Origin of the sequence: Dactylosporangium sp. NPDC051484, from assembly GCF_040689395.1 — a bacterium.
Classification (GTDB): Bacteria; Actinomycetota; Actinomycetes; order Mycobacteriales; family Micromonosporaceae; genus Dactylosporangium.
In genome coordinates, this window is the sequence record NZ_JBFAZX010000025.1 from 76086 (window position 1) to 95049 (window position 18964).

The following is an 18964-nucleotide window of genomic DNA, read 5'->3' on the forward strand; positions in this document are numbered from 1 at the left end:
CGCTCGCCTTCAGTCAGTGCTCAGGGAAACAGCGGTAGGGCGGGGTCCAGGGGTGCGCGCCTCCCAGGCGGCCCACAGCGCGGCGTAACGCCCGCCCGCGGCCAGCAGCTCGTCGTGGGTGCCCTCCTCCACGACGCGGCCGTGCTCCAGCACGACGACCCGGTCCGCGGCGCGGGCCTGGGTGAGCCGGTGCGCGACCACCAGCGTGGTGCGGCCGGCGGTCGCCGCGAGCGCCGCGGCCTCGAGGTCGCGGGCGCCGAAGCTGCCGGCCTCGGCGGTGGCCTCGTCGAGGATCGCCACCGCGGGGCCGGCCAGGACGAGCCGGGCGAGGGCGATCTGCTGGGCCTGCGCGGCGGTCAGCTCGTGCCCGCCCTCGCCGACGACCGTGTGCTGCCCGTCGGGCAGGTCGGCGACCCAGGCCGCCGCGCCCACCGTCGCCAGCGCGGCCGTGACCTCCGCCTCCGTGGCGCGGGGCCGGGCCAGCCGCAGGTCCTCGACCAGCGGCCCGGCGAAGACGTGGGTCTCCTGGCTGATGATCGCCACCCGGGAGCGCAGGGCCGGCGGGTCGAGGTCGGCGAGCGGCACCCCGCCGATCGCCGCGAGTCCGGCCGCCGGTCGCAGGATTCCCGCGGCGATCGCGGCGAGCGTCGACTTGCCGGCGCCGGTCGAGCCGACCAGGGCGACCCGTTCACCCGGCTCGATGCGCAGGCTCACGCCGTGCAGCACGTCCGGCCCGCCGGGGTAGCGGTACCGCACGTCGCGGACCTCCAGCAGCGCGCCCGAGGGTGGGGCGGCCGGTTCCTGGGGCCGCGGCTCGTCCGGCATGCCGGCGACGCCGACCAGCCGGGCCAGGCTCGCGCCGGCCGCCTGGAGCTCGTCGAACGTGTACAGCAGCATGCCGATCGGGTTGAACAGCCGGTGGAACAGCACCGCTGCGGCGGCCGTACCGCCGACCGTCACCTGGCCGGCGCGCACGAGCAGGAAGCCGGTCACGACGATCGCGGTGAGGCCGACGAACTCGGCCCGGTTGACCCGGCCGACAAACCTGGTGAACAGCGTGAACACCGACACCGACAGGTCCCGGGCGCGCGCCGACGCGGTGTCGATCCCGGCCAGGTGCGGCGCCTCCAGGCGGTAGGCGTGCACGGTGCGCCGGCCCTGCACGCTCTCCAGCAGCAGCTGGGAGCGTTCGGCGACCGCCACCCGCTCCCGGGCGTAGACGGGCGCCGAGCGCGGCAGGTACCAGCGCAGGGCCAGCACGTACAGGGGCACCGCCAGCAGCCCGGCCAGGCCGAGCCGCCAGTCGATGCCGACCATCGCGAGCAGGCTCAGCGTGCCGAGCAGCAGCGAGGCGATCATCGTCGGCACCACGTCGGTCACCGCCTTGCCGACCGCCGCGACGTCCGGCCCGACCCGGGAGAGCAGCTCGCCGGCGCCGGCGCGTTCGAGCCGGTTGGCGGGCAGGGTCAGCGCCCGCGCGACGACGCGCTCCCGCAGCGTGGCCAGGATGTCGCCGCCCAGGCGGGCGATGCGGTAGCTCGACAGGCCGGCCGTCACGCCGGCCACGACCGCGGCGGCCGCGATGACCACGGCGATCGGCACGACCGCCGCGGCGCCGGCGCCGGCGCGGACCCGATCGACGAGCACGCCGAGCGCGTACGCCGGGGTCACCGCGGCCGCGGCGGCGAGCACGCCAATCCCGGCCGCGAGGATCGCGCCGCCCCGGCGCCGTCCCAGCTCGCCGCGCAGCCAGCGCAGCGTCTCCCGCCGATCGGCGATCGGCAGCGAGGAGTCGATACTCATCGAAGCACCATCCTGCGGTAGTCCTCGTCGGCGGTGCCGAGCTCGGCGTGGCGGCCCTCGGCGCGGGCCCGGCCGGCGTCGAGCACCACGACCCGGTCGGCGACGGCGAGCAGGGCCGGGCTGCTGGTGACGACGAGCGTCGCGTACCGCTCGCCGCTGTCCTCGCCGTGCCGCAGTGCCCGCACGGCCCGGGCGATCGCGTGCTCGGTGACGGCGTCCACGGCGGTGGTCGGGTCGTGCAGCACCAGGACGGGCGGGCGGGCCAGCAGCGCGCGGGCGAGGGCGAGTCGCTGTCGCTGCCCGCCGGACAGGCTCATCCCCCGCTCGGCGACGGCGCGCTCGGCGCCGTCCGGGTGGTCGGCGACGACTTCGTTCGCCGCCGAGGCCGCCAGCGCCTCGTCGAACCCGTCGGGCCGCGCGGTCGTTCCGGCGGCGGCGCCGCTGCCGGTCGTGGCGGCGACGTTGGTCGCCACGGTGCCGGTGAACAGGTCGGTGCGGTGCGGCTCCACGAGCAGCGCGGCGCGGGCCCGGTCGAGGTCGAGCTCGTGCAGGACGGTGCCGCCGAGCGACACGGTGCCGTCGTACTCGTCCGGCGACGCCCCGCCGGACAGCACCCGCATCAGCGCCTCCGCGTCGGCGGAGCGCGCCGCGACGACGCCGACGAGTTCGCCGGGGCGCACCGTCAGGTCGAGCCCGTCGAGGGAGCCGTGGCGCAGCCGGACGACGTCCAGCCGCGGCGCGGCTCCCTCGACCAAGCCGACGGGCGCGGTGCCCTCCGGCAGGCGTACGTCGGCGGCGAGCACGAGGGCGGTGCGATCGGCCGACGCGCGGGCCTCCGCGACCCAGCTGGGCACGATCGCGAGCAGCCCGAGCGGTTCGAGCAGGAACTGCGCGAGCCCGATGACGGCGATGAACTCGCCGACGCTGATCCGCCCGTCGAGCGCGAACCAACCGGCCAGCACGGCCACGCCGCTGGCCAGCAGGGCGCTGCCGGCGGTCGATGCGGCCAGGTTCCAGCCCTGCGCGCGGGCGGCCGCCAGCGCGGCGCCGAGCGACTGGCGGCTGATGTCGCGGTAGCGCTGGTCGGCGGCCCGCTCGGCGCCGAGGCCGCGCAGCGGGCGGATCCCGGTGACCAGGTCTGTGGCCAGGGCGCTGGCCCGGCCGGCGAGCTCCTGCTGGCGGGTCACCCGGCGGGTGATCCGCGGCGCGGCGGCCTGCATGCCGAGCAGCACCAGCGGCGTGCCGGCGAGCACGAGGACGCCGAGCGGCACGTCGATGGACAGCAGCACGCCGGCGCAGGCGATGGTGGCGGTGACCGCCCCGGCGATGCGCGGGATGTAGTCCAGCAGGTAGGAGACGTTGTCGGCGTCGGTGCTCGACACCGTCAGCAGCTCGCCCGCGCGCAGCTCGGTGCGGATGCCCCTCGGATGCATGATCTTCGCGGCTACCTCGCCTCGCATGAGGTACCCCTCGTTGGCGATGGCGAGCATGAGCTGGCGCGCGCCGAAGCGGTAGCAGGTGGTCACCGCGACGAACAGCCCGCCGAGCGCCGCGACCCACACCAGCAGCGCGCGGCCGTCGCCCGGCGCGACGGCCCGGTCGATGCCGACGCCGATGAGGATCGGCACCGCCGCCTCGGCGAGCTGGTGCAGGCAGATGAGGCCGCTGCCGGCGACGAGCCGCTTCCGGTTGCGGGTGACGGCGCGCCACAGGATCCGGGATCCGGTCACCGGCGGCATCACGCGCGACCGGCTCATGCGGCTGGGGCCGAGTCCCGCGCCATGCTCTCGCGCAGGCTGCGAGGGCGCAGGTCGGCCCAGTGCCGCTCGACGTAGTCGAGGCACTCCTGGCGCGCGGTCGCGCCGCCCTCACCGAAGACGATGCGCCAGCCGGCGGGTACGACGGCGAAGGTCGGCCACAGCGAGTGCTGGTCCTCGTCGTTGATCAGAACGAAGAACGTGCCGTTCTCGTCATCGAACGGGTTGCTGGACATTCTCATGCGTCCTTTCTGCTGATGCCGGCGTGCGGTGCAGGTCGCCGGCGCGGGGAATCACCAACGGGGTGCGGGTCTCGGGGTCGGGAATGATCAGGCAGCGCAGCCCGAACACCGCCTCGATGCGTTCGGCCGTGACGACCCGGCCGGGCTCGCCCTCGGCCACGACCCGCCCGTTCTTCATGAGCACGAGGTGGTCGGCGTAGCGGCAGGCGTGGTTGAGGTCGTGCAGGACGGCGACCATGGTGGTGTTCTGCTCGCGGTTGAGCCGCAGGCACAGTTCGAGCAGCTCGACCTGGTGGGCGATGTCCAGGAACGTGGTCGGCTCGTCGAGCAGCACGATCGGCGTCTGCTGGGCGAGCACCATCGCGACCCACACCCGCTGGCGCTGCCCGCCCGACAGCGTGTCGACCGGCTCGCCGGACAGGTCCGCGACGCCGGTCGCCGCCATCGCGGCCACGACGGCGGCCTCGTCCTCGCGGGACCACTGCTGCAGCAGCCGCTGGTGCGGGAAGCGGCCCCGCGCGACGAGCTCCGCGACCGAGATGCCCTCGGGCGCGACCGACGACTGCGGCAGCAGCCCGAGGCGGCGCGCCACCTCTTTGGCCGGGTAGGCGTGGATCGCCTTGCCGTCGAGGACGACCTGCCCGGCGGCGGGCGTGAGCAGCCGGGCGAGGGCGCGCAGGAGGGTGGACTTGCCGCACGCGTTCGGCCCGACGATCACGGTGAACCGGCCGTCGGGGATCTCCAGGTCGAGGCCGGTGCTGACGGTCCGGCGCTGGTAGCCGACGGTGATGTTCTCGGCGCGCAGCCGGGTCACGGTTGTCTCCTCGCTTGCCGTAGGAGCAGCCACACGAAGTACAGGCCGCCGAGCGACGCGGTCACCACGCCGACCGGCAATTGGGTCGGGGCGAACGCGTGCTGCGCCACCCAGTCGCCGGTGATGAGCAGCAGCGCGCCCATCGCGGCCGACGGCGCCAGGGCGATGCCGGCGGTGCGGGCCAGCCGGCGCGCGAGCTGCGGCGCGGCGAGCGCCACGAACGAGATCGGCCCGGCGACGGCGGTCGCGGCCGCGGTCAGGGCCACGCCGAGCCCGAGGTAGGCCAGCCGGATGCCCTCGACGCGCACGCCGAGGGCCGCGGCCGCGTCGTCACCCAGCTCGAGCAGCCCGAGCCGGGGTCCGAGCGCGAGCAGGGCCGCGCCGAGGGCGCCGACCGTGACGGCGGCGGGTGCCACCCGGTCCCAGCCGACACCGTTGAGGGTGCCCTGGCTCCACACGGTCGCGGTGATCGCGGTGTGCAGGCCGACTTTGATGATGAACCACTGGTTGAGCGAGGCGAGCACGGCGCTGACCGCGATGCCGACGACGATGAGCCGGAATCCCTGGACCCCGCCGCGGCGGGCGAACAGGTAGACGAGCGCCGCGGTGACGACGCCGCCGATGAAGGCGGCGGTGGCGATCTGGGGATAGCCGCGCCCGACGAAGACGATGCAGACCAGCACGCCGGTGTAGGCGCCGGTGCTGAACCCCATCACGTCGGGGCTGCCCAGCGGGTTGCGGGTCAGGGCCTGGAAGATCGCGCCGGCCAGGCCCATCGCCGCACCGACCAGCAGCGCCAGCAGTACCCGGGGCAGGCGCCACTCGACGACGACCAGCCGTACGGCGCGCGAGCCGTCGCCGGCCAGCGCCCGCAGCACCTCCGCGGGCGACGCGGTGAACTCGCCGCTGCCGAGCGCGAGCACCGCCACCGCCACGGCGGCGACGAGCAGGACGGCACAGGTCGCGGCGGCGCGCAGCCCGACGCGCGAGGACGCGGCCCGGCCGGCGCGCAGCACGAGCACCCGGCGGCCGAAGTCGACGGCGGCGCCCGTCCGCTTCACAGCGCGCTCGCATTGCGCCGGCGGACCAGCCAGATGAGCACGGGTGCGCCGACGAAGGCTGTCACGATCCCGGCCTGCAGCTCGCCCGGGCGCAGCACCAGCCGGCCGGTGATGTCCGCGGCGAGCAGCAGGACGGGGCCGCCGACGAGCGTGAAGGCGAAGATCCAGCGCTGGTCCGGCCCGACGATCCAGCGGGCGACGTGCGGGACCATCAGGCCGACGAAGCCGATCGGCCCGACGGCGGCGGTCGCCGCACCGGCCAGCAGCGTCACCGACAGCACCGCGGCGGCGCGGGTGCGGGCGATGTTCGCGCCGAGCGAGCGGGCCAGATCCTCGCCGAGGGCGACCGTGTTGAGGGACCGGGCGACGAACAGTGCCAGCGCGAGCCCGGCCACGATGAACGGGGCGACCGCGGAGATGACGTCGAATCCGCGCCCGGTCAGCGCGCCGACGTCCCAGAAGCGCAGGGAGTCGAAGGCGCGGGGGCGCAGCAGGCGGATGCCGGCGGAGGCGCCGTCGAGGACCGCGCCGAGCGCGACGCCGGCCAGCAGCAGCCGGACCGGGGTGAGGGCGCCCCGGCCGACGGCGGCGAGCGCATACACCAGGACCATGGCGGCCGCCGCGCCGGCGAAGGCGAACCAGACGTACGCGGTGATCCCGGAGAGCCCGAACAGGGCGATCGCGACCGCCACGAACAGCCCGGCGCCGGCGTTGATCGCGAGCACCTGGGTGTCGGCGAGCGGGTTGCGGGTGACGCCCTGGATCACCGCTCCGGCGATGCCGAGCGCGCCGCCGACGAGCAGCGCGAGCAGCGTGCGCGGCACCCGCAGGTCCCGCACGATCGACTGGTCGGCCGTCCCGGTGTAGTGCGCGAACGCGTCCCAGATCGTGCCCAGGGAGAGATTCCTGGTACCGACGACGATGCTGAGCAGGCAGCAGACGCCGAGCGCCGCGACGGCCCAGGCGAGCCACAGGAAGCGGCGGGCGTTCGTCGCCGCGAGCCCGGTCGCCGGTCGTGGCCGCGGTTGTGGCGAGCCGTCGCCGGCCGCCGCAGTGGTCGGGGCGGGCGAGGTGACCGGCGGGGCGACCTGGGGACCCGGCCGGCTCACGCGAAGGTGCCGGCCCGGGCCGGGCCGGACATGACGGGCCCGGCGTCGCGGCGGGCGAGGGCCGACTGGAGGATCTCCGCGCACCGGGTTGCGGTGTTGGACAGCAGCGACGAGCTGAGGCCGTGCGTGTGCTCGGTGCCGCCCTGCAGGTAGACCCCGGCCCGCACCCCGTCGTCGGTGCGCAGGCGGTAGTCCCGCTCGACGCTGGCCCGGCCGTGCTCGTCCCGCTCGCAGCGCTCGGCGAAGTCGCCGAGCAGCGCGAACGGGTCGGCCTGGTGGTAGCCGGTGGCGCAGACGAGCACGTCGGCCGTAAGGACGGTCCGCTCGCCGGTGAGCATCGCCTCGAGGGTCACCGCGACCCGCTCGCCCTGGTCGGCGGCGGCCACCAGCCGGGTCACGTTGAGCAGCCGGAGCCGCTGGCGGCCCAGGACCTTCTCCTGGTACACGCGGCGGTAGAGCGCCTCGATGAGGTCGGTGTCCACGACCGAGTAGTTGGTGTTGCCGTGGTAGGCCAGCAGCATCGCCTTGACCTGCGCCGAGGCGTCGAAGAACTCGTCCACCGCGCCGGGGTCGAAGATGCGGTTGGCGAACGGGCTGTCATCGGCGGGGCTGTAGCCGTACCGGCTCAGGACTCCGCAGACCTCGGCGTCCGGGAACCGTTCGTGCAGGAACGCGGTGACCTCGGCGGCGCTCTGGCCGGCCCCGACCACGACGAACCGGGACGGGTCGGCGCCGGCGAGCTGGTCGGCCTTGGTCAGCAGGTCGCGGCTGTGCCACACCCGCGGTGAGGGCGTCACGCCGGGCGGGAGCGCCGGGCTCAGCCCGCCGGCGAGCACGACGTTGCGGGTGCGGAACACGGTGACGGCTCCCGTGCCGTCGCGGGCCTCGACGTCGAACGCCTCGACCACGCCGTCGGAGATCACCGGTACGACGCGGGTCATCTCGTGGCCGTAGCGGACCATGGCGTCGACGCGCGTGGCGGCCCATTCGAGGTAGTCGTGGAACTCGACCCGCAGCGGGAACAGGCTCTTGTGGTTGACGAAGTCGATCAGGCGGCCGCGCTCGCGCAGGTAGCACAGGAAGCTGAACGAGCTCTGCGGGTTTCGCAGCGTGACCAGGTCTTTCAGGAAGGACACCTGCATCGTCGCGTCCTCGATGAGCATGCCGCGGTGCCAGCCGAACCCGGGCTGGCGCTCCAGGAACACGGCGCCGGCGGCGGACGCCTCGTCCGCCTCGGCGTTGTGTTCGAGCACGGCGATCGCCAGGGCCAGATTGGACGGACCGAAACCGACCCCGACGAGGTCGTATACGGGCACAGCGCCATCGTGACGCGTCTGTGGCATCGCAGTCCCATCGTCACGCCGAGCCCGGCTCGGCGACCTCAACCCCGGCACCCACGGTGCGAAGTTAAGGTAGCCTAACCTTACTTTCGCCACCTGTCACGGGGTGAAGTGAGGTTAGACTAACCTAACTCGCCGATCGATGGCAGTAACGCTCTCGGACCGCTCGCAGGAGGAGCCATGCGCATCGTCATGTTCGGGTATCAGACCTGGGGGCACCGCACCCTACAGGCGCTGCTGGCGTCCGAGCACGAGGTGACACTGGTCGTGACCCACCCGGCGAGCGACCACCCGTACGAACGGATCTGGAGCGACTCGGTCGCCGACCTCGCCGCCGGGCACGACGTCAACCTGCTCGTCCGCGACCGTCCGGACGACGACGAACTGTTCGACGCGCTCAAGCGGGCCGACCCGGACGTCATCGTCGCGACGAACTGGCGGACCTGGATTCCCCCGCGCATCTTCGAGCTGCCCCGCCTCGGCACCCTGAACGTCCACGACTCGCTGCTGCCGGCCTACGGCGGCTTCTCCCCGCTCATCTGGGCGCTCATCAACGGCGAGCCCGAGGTCGGGGTCACCGCGCACATGATGGACGGCGAGCTCGACGCCGGCGACATCGTCCTGCAGCGCGCCGTGCCGGTCGGCCCCCGCGACACGACGACCGACCTGTTCCACAAGACCCTCGCGCTGTTCGGCCCGATCACCGTCGACGCGCTCGCGCTCATCGCCTCCGGACGCACCGACTGGACGCCACAGGACCGCACGCGGGCCAGCTTCTTCCACAAGCGGGCGGAGGAGGACAGCCGCATCGACTGGACCTGGTCGGCCGAGGAGCTCGACCGGCTCGTGCGGGCGCAGTCCGACCCGTATCCGAACGCGTTCACCTACCACAAGGGCGAGCGGATCCGCATCGTGGCCGCGTCCGTCTCCAATGGACGGTACGGCGGCACGCCCGGCCGGATCTTCATCCGCGAGGGCGACGCCGTCGTCATCGTCGCGGGAGCCCGCGCCCGCCGCGGCGGCAGCCACGGGCTGGCCGTCGAGCGGGTGCGCACGGCCGACGGATCCGAATTGCCCGCCGTCGACTACTTCCGGACGATGGGCGGCTACCTCACCAGCCGGCCGGAGTAACGAAACGACCCTCCGGAACAGGCCTTACGTCCGTGCGGTCGGGCCGGAAGACCCTGGAGCCGGCCCGGGCGTTGGAGATCAAATTGATCTCGAGCGGCCGGATCCCCGCCGCCGGGGCTGCGAAAGGACGATGACGATGTCCCGCACTCACGACGAGGTCGAGGTCAACGTGCAACTGCAGGACGGCATGGAGCCGCGGTTGCAGCAGTACGCCCGTGAGAAGGTCACCGCCGTGCTCGGGCACACGGCGCGGCCGGTGCTGTACGCGCGGGTCCGGCTGGACCGGATCGGCAACCCCGCCGCGCTGCGGCCGGTGACGGCACGGGCCGAGATCGACCTCAACGGCCACGTCCTGCACGCCGAAGCGGCCGCCGACACGCCCTATGAGGCGCTGGACCTGCTTCAGGACCGGCTGCAGACCCGGCTGGACCGGCACAACACCCACGCGCACGCCCACCGGTAACGGCCGGGCCGGCGCGGAAACCGGCGGTGCGGGCACCGGGGGGGTGCCCGCACCGCCGCTGTATTTGCTGTTGTACTGCTGTTGTATTTTCAGGTCACGCAAACGTCGTCACTCGACGGTCTCGATGACTTGCTCGGCCGGCAGGCGCGGGGTGTGCGGCGGACCGGCGTGGTCCGGGTCCGCGGTCCCCAGCCGCAGCACCAGATAGGGATAACCGGTCTCACCGAGCATGCGCCGCAGCGCCTGCCGGGTGAAGTCCAGCTCCACCGGGCTGCTCAGCGGCAGGACGGTCGCGCCGTTGGTGGTGGCCGACAGCCACAGCTCGCTCAAGGACTCTCCAGCCCGCAGCCAGTCCACCGGCTCGTCGCCGTCGCCGTACAGCACGGCGTAGGACGCCGCGGTGTCGTGACCGGCACCGGCGGTGAGGCTGCCGGCGACGCCGAAGTCGCGCTCGGCGACGGTGGTGAGCGGGAGCTCGACCGGGATGACCTCGTCCGGCAGGCCGGTGCCCTCGGGCCGGGAACCGCCGACCCACGTCGCGGTCTCGGCCCGCATCCGTTCGTCGTGCTGCTGGGCCTCGCCCGAGTGCTCGATCATCACCGCCAGCTGCAGCACCTGGTCGCGGTTGAGGATGTGCAGCCGGGCGCCGCCCCGCCGCGCCGCGTCGACGAGGGCCTGCCGCACGTCCGCCGGCACCGGCTCGTCGCTGACCACGCGGCGGTCGGTGTGCCGCACACGCAGCAACTGCATGCGCCGCATGGCGTGCGGGTCGGCGGGGTCGTGCCGCTCGGCGTGCACCACGGCGAGGGGCTCGCCGGCAGGTCGCTCGACGCGGCCGGTCCAGCCCTCGGCGTCGAGCCCGACGAGGGCGTGGTGCAGGGCGGCACCGCAGCTGAGCACCATCAGCCGGCCGTCCGGGTCCTGCTCGCGCAGCTGCCGGTCCGCCACGGCGTAGAGCTCCAGCCGGTCGCCGCGCACGACCCACCGCCACGGCTGCGTGTTGTGGATCGACGGCGCCAGCCGGGCGGCATCCGCCGCCGCGGCCAGCGCGTCGGTGACCGGAACGGTCACGCTTGCACCCCTCCTCGCAGGCTCCAGTCCCGCACGTCCGGCATGTCCTCGAGGTGCTCGACGACGTAGGCCTCGTGCTCGGCGAGCTTGCGCTCGCACCACGCCTTGAGCTCGGTCGCGCCGGGCGGGAGCCGCTTGGCGTTGTTGAGGGCGTCCATGACGAGGTGGTAGCGCGACACCCGGTTGCGCACCGTCATGTCGAACGGCGTCGTGGTGGTGCCCTCCTCGACGAACCCGCGAACCCGGAAGCGGTCGGCGTCGGGGCGGCCGTGCACCAGGTGGTGGATGGCGCCCGGGTAGCCGTGGAAGGCGAACACCACGTCGACGGTGTCGGTGAACAGCTCCGTGAACTGGGTCTCGCTCATGCCATGCGGGTGGTCCTTGACCCGCGGCAGCGTCATGAGGTCCACGACGTTGACGACCCGGACCCGGAACTTCGGCAGCCGCTCCCGGATGATCTGCGCGGCGGCGACGGTCTCCATCGTGACCACGTCGCCGGCGCAGGCCAGCACGATGTCCGGGTCGGTGGAGCCGTCGTCGGTGCCGGCCCACTGCCAGATGCCGGCGCCGCGGGTGCAGTGCTCGACCGCCTCGTCCATGGACAGCCACTGCAGCTGGGGCTGCTTGTCGATGACGATGAGGTTGATGTACGAGCGTGACCGCAGGCAGTGGTCGGCCACCGACAGCAGGGTGTTGGCGTCCGGCGGCAGGTAGACCCGGGCGACGTCGCCGCGCTGGGTCAGCACCACCTGGATGAGGCCGGGACCCTGGTGGGAGAAGCCGTTGTGGTCGTTGCGCCAGGCGGTGGACGTGAGCAGCACGTTGAGGCTGGGCACCTTCGCCCGCCACGCCAGCCGCTTGGCCTCCTGCAGCCACTTGCCGTGCTGGACGGTCTGCGACGCCGACACCATCGCGAATGCCTCGTAGGTGGCGAACATGCCGTGCCGGCCGGTCAGGTTGTAGCCCTCCAGCCAGCCGTGGCAGTTGTGCTCCGACAGCACCTCCATGACCCGCCCGTCGCGCCCGATCGCCACGTCGTCGTCGGTGACCCGCTCGGCGAAGGCGCGGTCGGAGACCTCGAACACCGCGCCGAGGCGGTTGCTGTTGGTCTCGTCGGGGCAGAACAGGCGGAACCGGTCGGGGTTGTCGCTGTAGATGTCGCGGAGCATCTCGCCGAGGCGGCGGGTGGACTCGGCGCGGGTCGTGCCGGGTTCGGGCACGTCCACGGCGTACTTGCGGAAGTCGGGGATGTCCAGGTCCTTCGTCAGGACCCCGCCGTTGGCGTGCGGGCTGGCGCTCATCCGCAGCTCGCCCTCGGGGGCCAGGGCTCGCACGAGCCCGACCGGGGCCCCGGCGTCGTCGAAGAGCTCCTCCGGCCGGTAGGAACGCAGCCAGCTCTCCAGGATCGCCAGGTGCTCCGGGTTTTCCTTCACGCCCGACAGTGGTACCTGATGGGACCGCCACGTGCCGGTGACCTGGACGCCGTCGACCTCCGCCGGGCCGGTCCAGCCCTTCGGGGAGCGCAGGATGATCATCGGCCAGCGCGGGCGCGTGCCGTCCCACTCGCCGTCGCGTGCGGCGTCCTGGATCGCGCGGATCTTGTTCCACGCCTCGCCGAGCGTCGCGGCGAACCGGTGGTGCATGCCCGGCAGGTCATCGCCGCTGACCTCGAGCACCTCGTAGCCGTGGCCCTCCAGCAGCGCGCGGACCTCGGCCGGGTCCTTGCGGGCGAGCACGGTCGGCCCGGCGATCTTCGCGCCGTTGAGGTGCAGGATCGGCAGCACCGCGCCGTCGCGGGCCGGGTTGAGGAACGAGATGCCCTTCCACGAGCCCTCCAGCGGGGCCGTCTCCGCCTCCCCGTCGCCGACGACGGCGATGCTGAGCAGGTCGGGGTTGTCCATCACCGACCCGAAGGCGTGCACGAGGACGTAGCCGAGCTCGCCACCCTCGTGGATGGAGCCGGGCGTGGTCACCGACACGTGGCTGGGGATGCCGCCCGGGCTGGAGAACTGCCGGAACAGCCGCAGCATGCCGGCCTCGTCCTGCGAGACCGCGGGGTAGATCTCGCTGTAGGTGCCTTCCAGGTAACCGGCCGCGACCAGCGCCGGGCCGCCGTGGCCCGGGCCGGCGAGGTAGATCGTCCGCTGGCCGGTGAGCTGGATGAGCCGAGACGTGTGCGCGTAGATGAACGAGAGCCCGGGGCTCGTGCCCCAGTGGCCCAGCAGGCGCGGCTTGATGTCGCCCGGCTCGAGCGGCCGGCGCAGCAGTGGGTTGCCCTGGAGGTAGATCTGACCGATGGTGAGGTAGTTGTTCGCTCGCCACCAGGCGTCGAGCCGCGCGACGTCGTCGTCGCTGAGCTGACCTACCTGACGTTCCGCGACAGTGGTCACCGCTGATTCCTTCCTTCGGTTGTGGTACCGCTTGAGGCCGCGCACAGGCGCCGTCGAGGTCACGGCGGGGATATTCACGTCTGTCCCGGCAGGCCGACGACCTCGGTGCCGGAGCGGCGTACGGAAGCCGGGACCGGTCCATTGTCGCCGACAGGTGTGCCGATCCGCATCGCGACGGCGGGACTGCCGACCCCGCCGAGCAGCCGTCGCAGCGCCTGACGCACCGCTTCGACCTCCACGACCTCGCTGATCGGCGAGGCGGCCAGCCCGCGCGCCGTCAGCGTCAGCCACACGTCGGACAGTGCCTCGCCGGCGGCCACCCAGTCGCGCGGCTCCTCGCCGTCGGTCGCCAGCACGACGTACACTGTGCCAAGATCACTCCCGGGACCCGGCTCGAGCGCCGCCGGCCATGCCTGGGCGAAGTCGCGCGGCGCGATGGTCCGCCTCGTGGGCGGCACGACGCTGCGCGCCGATACGCCGTCACGGTCGTGGCGCGTGCGGGTCGTCCAGGCCAGCACGTCGTCGCGGAAGTGGGCATCGTCGTGCTCGACGGTCCCGGCGTGCGCCACCGCCGAGGCGAACGCGGTCACCTGGTCGGCGCGCACGACGTGCAGGTGCACGCCGTGCCGCGCGGCCGCCGCCCGCAACTCCTCCAGCACCGCCTCGCCGGGTCGTTCGTCGCCGAACGGGCGCCGGTCCGTGCGCCGCTGGTAGATGGCCCGGTAGAGCAGGTCGTCCGGTTCGCACCGCTCCCCCTGCCGGACCCGGGCCACCAGGTCCGGCCGGCTCGGGTCCGGCAGCCGCGACACGTCCGCGACGTAGCCGGCCGCGAGCAGTGCGACCGTCGCGTGGTGCAGGGCCGTGCCGCAGCTGAGCAGCAGCAGGTGGCCCTGCGGGTCGAGCCCGGCCAACTGCCGCGAATGGTCCGCCCACAGCTCGCCGTGCTCGCCGGCCAGCCGCCAGCGCCAGGGCTGCGTGTTAAACACGGACGGGGCGCGCAGGGCCGCGATCGAGGCCTCGGCTACCTGGTCGATCTCGGCGCGCGGTGGCTGCGTCATGGCCTGCTCCCCTCATCGGTTGTTCGTCTTCAGCCTCTTCCTGCCGCCGACCGGGTGACAGGGCCGGTTGTCCCGTCTGCACGGGACCGACGGTCCCGCCACCCGGACGCCGTTCACGCTCCGGCGGTGCCGTAATAGGCGGTGCGCATGATCTCGCGGAGGTCGGCGAGCATGGGCATGCGCGGGTTGGCCGGTGCGCACTGGTCGAGGTAGGCGTTCATGGCCTGCTGCGGCAGGGCCTCCAGGAATGCCTGCTCGTCCACGCCGGCCGCTTGGAACGACGGCTCGATGCCGACCTCGGCACGCAGCCGTTCCACGGCCCTGGCGTAGGACTCGACGCCCTGCTCGGGCGTGTCGGCGGGCAGGCCCAGCATGCGGGCGATGTCCTGGAAGCGCTGCGGCGCCACGTAGCGCTCGTACTTCGGCCACGCCGTCAGCTTCGCCGGCACCTTCCCGTTGTGCCGGATGACGTGCGGCAGCAGGATCGCGTTGGTGCGGCCGTGCGCGATGTGGAAGGTCGCGCCGAGGGTGTGCGCCAGGGCGTGGACGATGCCGAGGAACGCGTTGCCGAAGGCCATGCCGGCGATGGAGCCGGCGTTGTGCATCTTCTCGCGGGCCACCGGGTCGGCCGCGCCACGGTGCACGGCCGCGGGGAGGTTCTCGAACACCAGCTTGATCGCGTGCAGCGCGAGGCCGTCGGTGTAGTCGTTGGCGTACACCGACACATACGCCTCCGTGGCGTGCGTCAGCGCGTCGAACCCGCTGTCGGCGGTGACGGCCGGCGGCAGGTCGGCGGTGAGCACCGGGTCGACGATCGCGACGCTCGGGGTGAGCGCGTAGTCGGCGAGCGGGTACTTCATGCCGGTCTTCGTGTCGGTGATGACCGCGAACGGGGTGATCTCCGCGCCGGTGCCCGACGTCGTCGGGATGCACACGAGCCGGGCGAGCCGCCCGAGCGTCGGGAACGTGAACGCCCGCTTGCGGATGTCGAAGAACTTCTCCCGCATGTCGGCGAACTCGGTGCCGGGGTGCTCGTACAGCAGCCACATCACCTTCGCCGCGTCCATCGGCGAGCCACCGCCGAGCGCGATGATGGTGTCCGGGCGGAACGACCGCATGAGCTCCGCGCCCCGCTCCACGGTGTCCATGCTCGGCTCGGGCTCGACGCTGTCGAGGATCTGCACCGTGACCGGGTTCGGGCCGTGACGCAGCGCCTCGCGGATGCGGTCGACGTAGCCCAGGCGGGTCATCGTCGGGTCGGTGACGATGCTGACCCGGTGCACGTCGGGCATGTCGGCGAGGTAGCGGATCGCGTTGGGCTCGAAGTAGATCTTCGGCGGGACCTTGAACCACTGCAGGTTGTTGTTGCGCCGCCCGACCCGCTTGATGTTGAGCAGGTTGACCGCGGACACATTGCCCGACACCGAGTTGCGGCCGTAGCTGCCGCAGCCGAGCGTGAGGGAGGGCAGGAAGGCGTTGTAGACGTCGCCGATGCCGCCCTGCGACGACGGCGAGTTCCAGATGATGCGGACCGCCTTCACCTGCCGGCCGTAGGCCTCGGCGACGGCCGGCTCGGCGGCGTGGATGACGGCGCTGTGGCCCAGCCCGTCGAACTCGACCATCCGCTCGGCGAGGCGGAAGCCCTCCTCGCGCGAGCCGGCGCGCAGCACGGCCAGCACCGGGCAGAGCTTCTCCCGCGTCAGCGGCTCCCGGGGCCCGACGCCGTCGACCGGCACCAGGATGATCGACGTGTCCTCGGCGACGGTGAACCCGGCCGCGGCCGCGATCCAGGCCGCCGGGCGCCCCACGACCTCGGCGTTGAGCTTCACGCCGTCGCCGAACACGAACCGCTCCAGCAGCCGCTTCTCGTCGGGGGTGGCCACGTGGGCGTGCAGCCGCTCGAACTCGGCGAGCGCCCGGTCGGCGATCGTCTCGTCGAGGACGACGGCCTGCTCGGAGGCGCAGATCATGCCGTTGTCGAACGTCTTCGACACGACGATGTCGTGGACCGCGCGCACCACGTCGGCGGTCCGGTCGACGTAGGCGGGCACGTTGCCGGGCCCGACGCCGAGCGCCGGCTTGCCGGCCGAGTACGCCGCGCGGACCATGCCGGAGCCACCCGTGGCGAGGATGACGGCCACGCCCGGGTGGGCCATGAGCGCCTGCGTGGCCTCGATCGACGGATCCTCGATCCACTGGATGCAGTGCCGGGGCGCGCCGGCGGCGATCGCGGCGTCGCGCACGATGCGGGCGGCCTCGGCGCTGCACCGCTGGGCCGAGGGGTGGAAGGCGAACACGACCGGGTTGCGGGTCTTCAGCGCGATGAGCGCCTTGAACACGGTGGTGGACGTCGGGTTGGTCACCGGGGTGACGGCGCAGACGACGCCGACCGGCTCGGCGATCTCGACGATGCCGTTGATCTCGTCGCGCGCCACCACGCCCACGGTGCGCAGGCCGTCCAGGCTGTGCGCGATGTGCTCGGAGGCGAACACGTTCTTGACCGCCTTGTCCTCGAACACGCCGCGGCCGGTCTCCTCGATCGCCAGTTCGGCGAGGTGCCCGTGCCGGCTGAGCGCCGCCACGGACGCCTTCTTGACGATGTGGTCGATCCGCTCCTGGTCCAGCTCGGCGTAGTCGTCCAGGGCGCGCTGCGCACGGCGCACCAGACGGTCGATCGTGGAGCCGGCGTCCTCGATGGTCACGCCGAGCTCCGCCGGCGGCGGGGCGAGAGTCCCGGTCACCGTCATCACTTCCCTTCCCTGGGGCGGCACGGACCCGTTCGGTCCGATCTCATCGTCACGCCGGGTCAGGCGCCGGGCCCAGAGACGGTTGACCCCGCTTGCGGGGGCGTTGGTCCCGCGTCCGCGGTGCCGGTGAGGGCGGCGCCGATGTCGTGCGCCCAGCGGCGCACCGCCGCCCAGTCGCGGAAGTCCCCGTACGGCGCGCGCAGGGCGGCGATGAGCGCGCGCTCGGCGTAGCCCAGCCGCGACCGGACCATGGCGCCGGGAAAGACGCGGTGCTCGACCGGGACCGCCGCGGCCACGACGCTCGCCACGTCGACGGCGTCGCCGGCCGGGATCGGCGGGTCGCCGATCGGGCCGCTGGAGAACAGCCACACCGGGCGGGCGGCGAGCGCGGCGGCGTGCCGGGCGGCGAAGCGCAGCGCGGCGCCCAGCCAGTGCCCGGCGTAGACGGCACTGCCGAGCACGACCGCGTCGTAGCCGTCCAGCTCATCCGTGTCAGCGATGTCGCCCGGCGCGCTCACCCGCACCTCGAGCCCGTGCCCGGCGAGGACGGAGCCGATCAGCTCGGCCATCTCGGCGGTCGAGCCGTGCTTGCTGGCCGCGGTGACGAGAACACGCATTGGGTTGCCTCCTTGTCAGCCCGGGCGGCGCCCGGCTCGCGCGGCGCGCCGCATGCGACACCGCATCCAACCTGGCCTGCGGGACGCCCTCGGCGCACCGGCCGAACGTCCCGGCGCCGCGGGCCGGCCGTCCCCGGTGGCGCGGGCCGGTGGCGTGCCGGTCCCGCCGGACCGGGACCATCGCCTCTGCCGGCCGGCGCCACGCCCGGCCACGCTGAAGACCGGGATCGACCGACATGGAGGTGGCAGCGCATGAACGAGCAGCTGTCGGAACGAGCGGCCGCGGCGTGCCTGCGGGCCGCGGTCGCCGCACCCTCGATTCACAACACCCAGCCGTGGCGGTTCCGCTTCGACGGCGCCGGATTCGACGTGTACACCGACCCGAAGCGCACGCTCGAGGCGATCGACCCGCAGGGGCGCGCGATGCACATCAGCGTCGGCGCGGCGGTGTGCAACCTGCGCCTCGCACTCGCGGCCGAGGGCTGGGCGAGCCGCCTTGAGCGCACCGGCCCAGACGCCCGGGTCACGCCCGTGGCGCGGCGCGAGGCGAGCCCGTCCGTCCGCGCACTGGCCGGGGCGATCGCCCGGCGCCGGACCAACCGCGACCCGTACGACGACGCGCCCGTGCCGGTGGACACGGTCGAGCTGCTCCAGCGCGCGGCGGCCGCCGACGGGGTGCGGCTCGTGGCGCTCGACCCGGTGCGCCGCGGTGCCGTCCTCGCGCTGACCCAGGCGGCCGAGGCGTGGCAGCGCGGGGATCCGCGGTACCTGCGCGAATTGGCGACGTGGACCACCGACCGCGGCGACCGGCCCGACGGCGTCCCGGCCCACACGTTCGGCCCGAGGCCCACGACGGCCGCCCTGCCCGTGCGCGACTTCGGCCTCACCCTGCCCGCCGTCGAGCGTGATGCCGCTCGCTTCGAGCGCCGCCCCAACCTGGTCGTCCTGCACTCCCTCGGCGACGACAGCGCCGCGTGGCTCGACGCCGGTCGCGCGCTGCAGCGCGTGCTGCTCACCGCGGCGGTGCACGGCCTGGCCACGCAGCCCATGACGCAGGCGCTGGAGGTGCCGCGCCTACGCCGGCTGCTCGCCGCGCCGGGCGGCCGGTGGTATCCGCAGATGATCCTGCGCATCGGGTACGGCCGGTTGGTCACCACCGGCGCCCGCCGTCCGCTGCGCGACGTCCTGCTGCCGGCCGGCACCGCGCTTCCCGTCCGCTCGACCGCCTTCAGCCGGGCCGAGCCCGTCGGCGCGGGCCCTAGGTACCACCGCTGAGGGTCTTCCGCCCGCTGCCCACCGGAGGCGGCGCGGGCAGGCTGGGGCCGGCTCGTGGCAGCTGAGCCGCAGACGAACAGGAGACT

General features: G+C 73.6%; 15 protein-coding genes. 3 read left to right on the forward strand and 12 right to left on the reverse strand.

Features of this window, described 5'->3' with window-relative positions; genetic code table 11:
• Positions 1-9: 9 nt before the first annotated feature.
• From AB0367_RS29980 to AB0367_RS30010, 7 genes are read right to left on the reverse strand one after another with little or no spacing between them, the layout of a single operon-like run.
• Entirely contained in the window at positions 10-1803 is a 1794-nt protein-coding gene (locus AB0367_RS29980) for an ABC transporter ATP-binding protein (RefSeq protein WP_366229816.1), read from the reverse strand.
• Positions 1800-3533: an ABC transporter ATP-binding protein gene (locus AB0367_RS29985; RefSeq protein ID WP_366229817.1), complete on the reverse strand. Its 1734-nt coding sequence runs from the start codon at positions 3531-3533 to the stop codon at positions 1800-1802. Before AB0367_RS29985 ends, AB0367_RS29980 begins: the two co-directional genes overlap by 4 nt.
• A gap of 23 nt (positions 3534-3556) precedes the next feature.
• The gene (locus tag AB0367_RS29990; RefSeq protein ID WP_366229818.1) at positions 3557-3796 is read right to left on the reverse strand and encodes an MbtH family protein; all 240 of its coding nucleotides are present in this window, start codon (positions 3794-3796) and stop codon (positions 3557-3559) included.
• Positions 3774-4616: an ABC transporter ATP-binding protein gene (locus AB0367_RS29995; RefSeq protein WP_366229819.1), complete on the reverse strand. Its 843-nt coding sequence runs from the start codon at positions 4614-4616 to the stop codon at positions 3774-3776. The genes AB0367_RS29990 and AB0367_RS29995 overlap by 23 nt, the downstream gene beginning before the upstream one ends.
• A complete protein-coding gene (locus AB0367_RS30000; protein WP_366229820.1) occupies positions 4613-5677 on the reverse strand; it encodes an iron chelate uptake ABC transporter family permease subunit in 1065 nt (354 codons plus the stop codon). Before AB0367_RS30000 ends, AB0367_RS29995 begins: the two co-directional genes overlap by 4 nt.
• The gene (locus AB0367_RS30005; protein ID WP_366229821.1) at positions 5674-6786 is read right to left on the reverse strand and encodes an iron chelate uptake ABC transporter family permease subunit; all 1113 of its coding nucleotides are present in this window, start codon (positions 6784-6786) and stop codon (positions 5674-5676) included. Before AB0367_RS30005 ends, AB0367_RS30000 begins: the two co-directional genes overlap by 4 nt.
• Positions 6783-8129, reverse strand: a complete 1347-nt coding sequence (locus AB0367_RS30010) for a lysine N(6)-hydroxylase/L-ornithine N(5)-oxygenase family protein (protein ID WP_366229822.1) — start codon at positions 8127-8129, stop codon at positions 6783-6785. The genes AB0367_RS30005 and AB0367_RS30010 overlap by 4 nt, the downstream gene beginning before the upstream one ends.
• A gap of 177 nt (positions 8130-8306) precedes the next feature.
• On the opposite strand from AB0367_RS30010, the gene AB0367_RS30015 reads away from it, so the two are divergent.
• Both AB0367_RS30015 and AB0367_RS30020 read left to right on the forward strand, forming a co-directional pair.
• Positions 8307-9257 (forward strand): methionyl-tRNA formyltransferase, encoded by a 951-nt coding sequence (locus AB0367_RS30015; RefSeq protein ID WP_366229824.1) that lies wholly within the window; start codon positions 8307-8309, stop codon positions 9255-9257.
• 136 nt (positions 9258-9393) lie between these two features.
• Entirely contained in the window at positions 9394-9720 is a 327-nt protein-coding gene (locus tag AB0367_RS30020; RefSeq protein ID WP_366229826.1) for an HPF/RaiA family ribosome-associated protein, read from the forward strand.
• Between the two features lie 108 nt (positions 9721-9828).
• Here the strand turns inward: AB0367_RS30020 and AB0367_RS30025 are convergent, their stop codons facing one another.
• The 5 genes from AB0367_RS30025 to AB0367_RS30045 form a co-directional block, all read right to left on the reverse strand.
• Positions 9829-10791 carry a nitroreductase gene (locus AB0367_RS30025; RefSeq protein WP_366229828.1) on the reverse strand — a complete coding sequence of 321 codons (963 nt, stop codon included), beginning with the start codon at positions 10789-10791 and terminating at the stop codon, positions 9829-9831.
• Complete coding sequence (locus AB0367_RS30030) at positions 10788-13181, reverse strand: phosphoketolase family protein (protein WP_366229830.1); 2394 nt, start codon at positions 13179-13181, stop codon at positions 10788-10790. Before AB0367_RS30030 ends, AB0367_RS30025 begins: the two co-directional genes overlap by 4 nt.
• A 74-nt stretch (positions 13182-13255) precedes the next feature.
• Entirely contained in the window at positions 13256-14239 is a 984-nt protein-coding gene (locus tag AB0367_RS30035) for a nitroreductase family protein (protein ID WP_366229832.1), read from the reverse strand.
• Between the two features lie 113 nt (positions 14240-14352).
• Positions 14353-16986 (reverse strand): bifunctional acetaldehyde-CoA/alcohol dehydrogenase, encoded by a 2634-nt coding sequence (gene adhE, locus AB0367_RS30040; protein ID WP_366229833.1) that lies wholly within the window; start codon positions 16984-16986, stop codon positions 14353-14355.
• Positions 16987-17045: 59 nt separating this feature from the next.
• Positions 17046-17603, reverse strand: a complete 558-nt coding sequence (locus AB0367_RS30045) for a flavodoxin domain-containing protein (protein ID WP_366229835.1) — start codon at positions 17601-17603, stop codon at positions 17046-17048.
• Between the two features lie 252 nt (positions 17604-17855).
• On the opposite strand from AB0367_RS30045, the gene AB0367_RS30050 reads away from it, so the two are divergent.
• Positions 17856-18878 (forward strand): nitroreductase family protein, encoded by a 1023-nt coding sequence (locus AB0367_RS30050; RefSeq protein WP_366229838.1) that lies wholly within the window; start codon positions 17856-17858, stop codon positions 18876-18878.
• The last annotated feature ends 86 nt before the right edge of the window (positions 18879-18964 follow it).

What these genes read in the sequence shown, in the direction of transcription:
- adhE (WP_366229833.1), bottom strand. Translation starts at nt 16,986, where the DNA reads ATGACGGTGACCGGGACTCTCGCCCCGCCGCCGGCGGAGCTCGGCGTG.
- AB0367_RS30050 (WP_366229838.1), top strand. Translation starts at nt 17,856, where the DNA reads ATGAACGAGCAGCTGTCGGAACGAGCGGCCGCGGCGTGCCTGCGGGCC.
- AB0367_RS30045 (WP_366229835.1), bottom strand. Translation starts at nt 17,603, where the DNA reads ATGCGTGTTCTCGTCACCGCGGCCAGCAAGCACGGCTCGACCGCCGAG.
- AB0367_RS30035 (WP_366229832.1), bottom strand. Translation starts at nt 14,239, where the DNA reads ATGACGCAGCCACCGCGCGCCGAGATCGACCAGGTAGCCGAGGCCTCG.
- AB0367_RS29990 (WP_366229818.1), bottom strand. Translation starts at nt 3,796, where the DNA reads ATGTCCAGCAACCCGTTCGATGACGAGAACGGCACGTTCTTCGTTCTG.
- AB0367_RS29980 (WP_366229816.1), bottom strand. Translation starts at nt 1,803, where the DNA reads ATGAGTATCGACTCCTCGCTGCCGATCGCCGATCGGCGGGAGACGCTG.
- AB0367_RS30010 (WP_366229822.1), bottom strand. Translation starts at nt 8,129, where the DNA reads ATGCCACAGACGCGTCACGATGGCGCTGTGCCCGTATACGACCTCGTC.
- AB0367_RS30015 (WP_366229824.1), top strand. Translation starts at nt 8,307, where the DNA reads ATGCGCATCGTCATGTTCGGGTATCAGACCTGGGGGCACCGCACCCTA.
- AB0367_RS30020 (WP_366229826.1), top strand. Translation starts at nt 9,394, where the DNA reads ATGTCCCGCACTCACGACGAGGTCGAGGTCAACGTGCAACTGCAGGAC.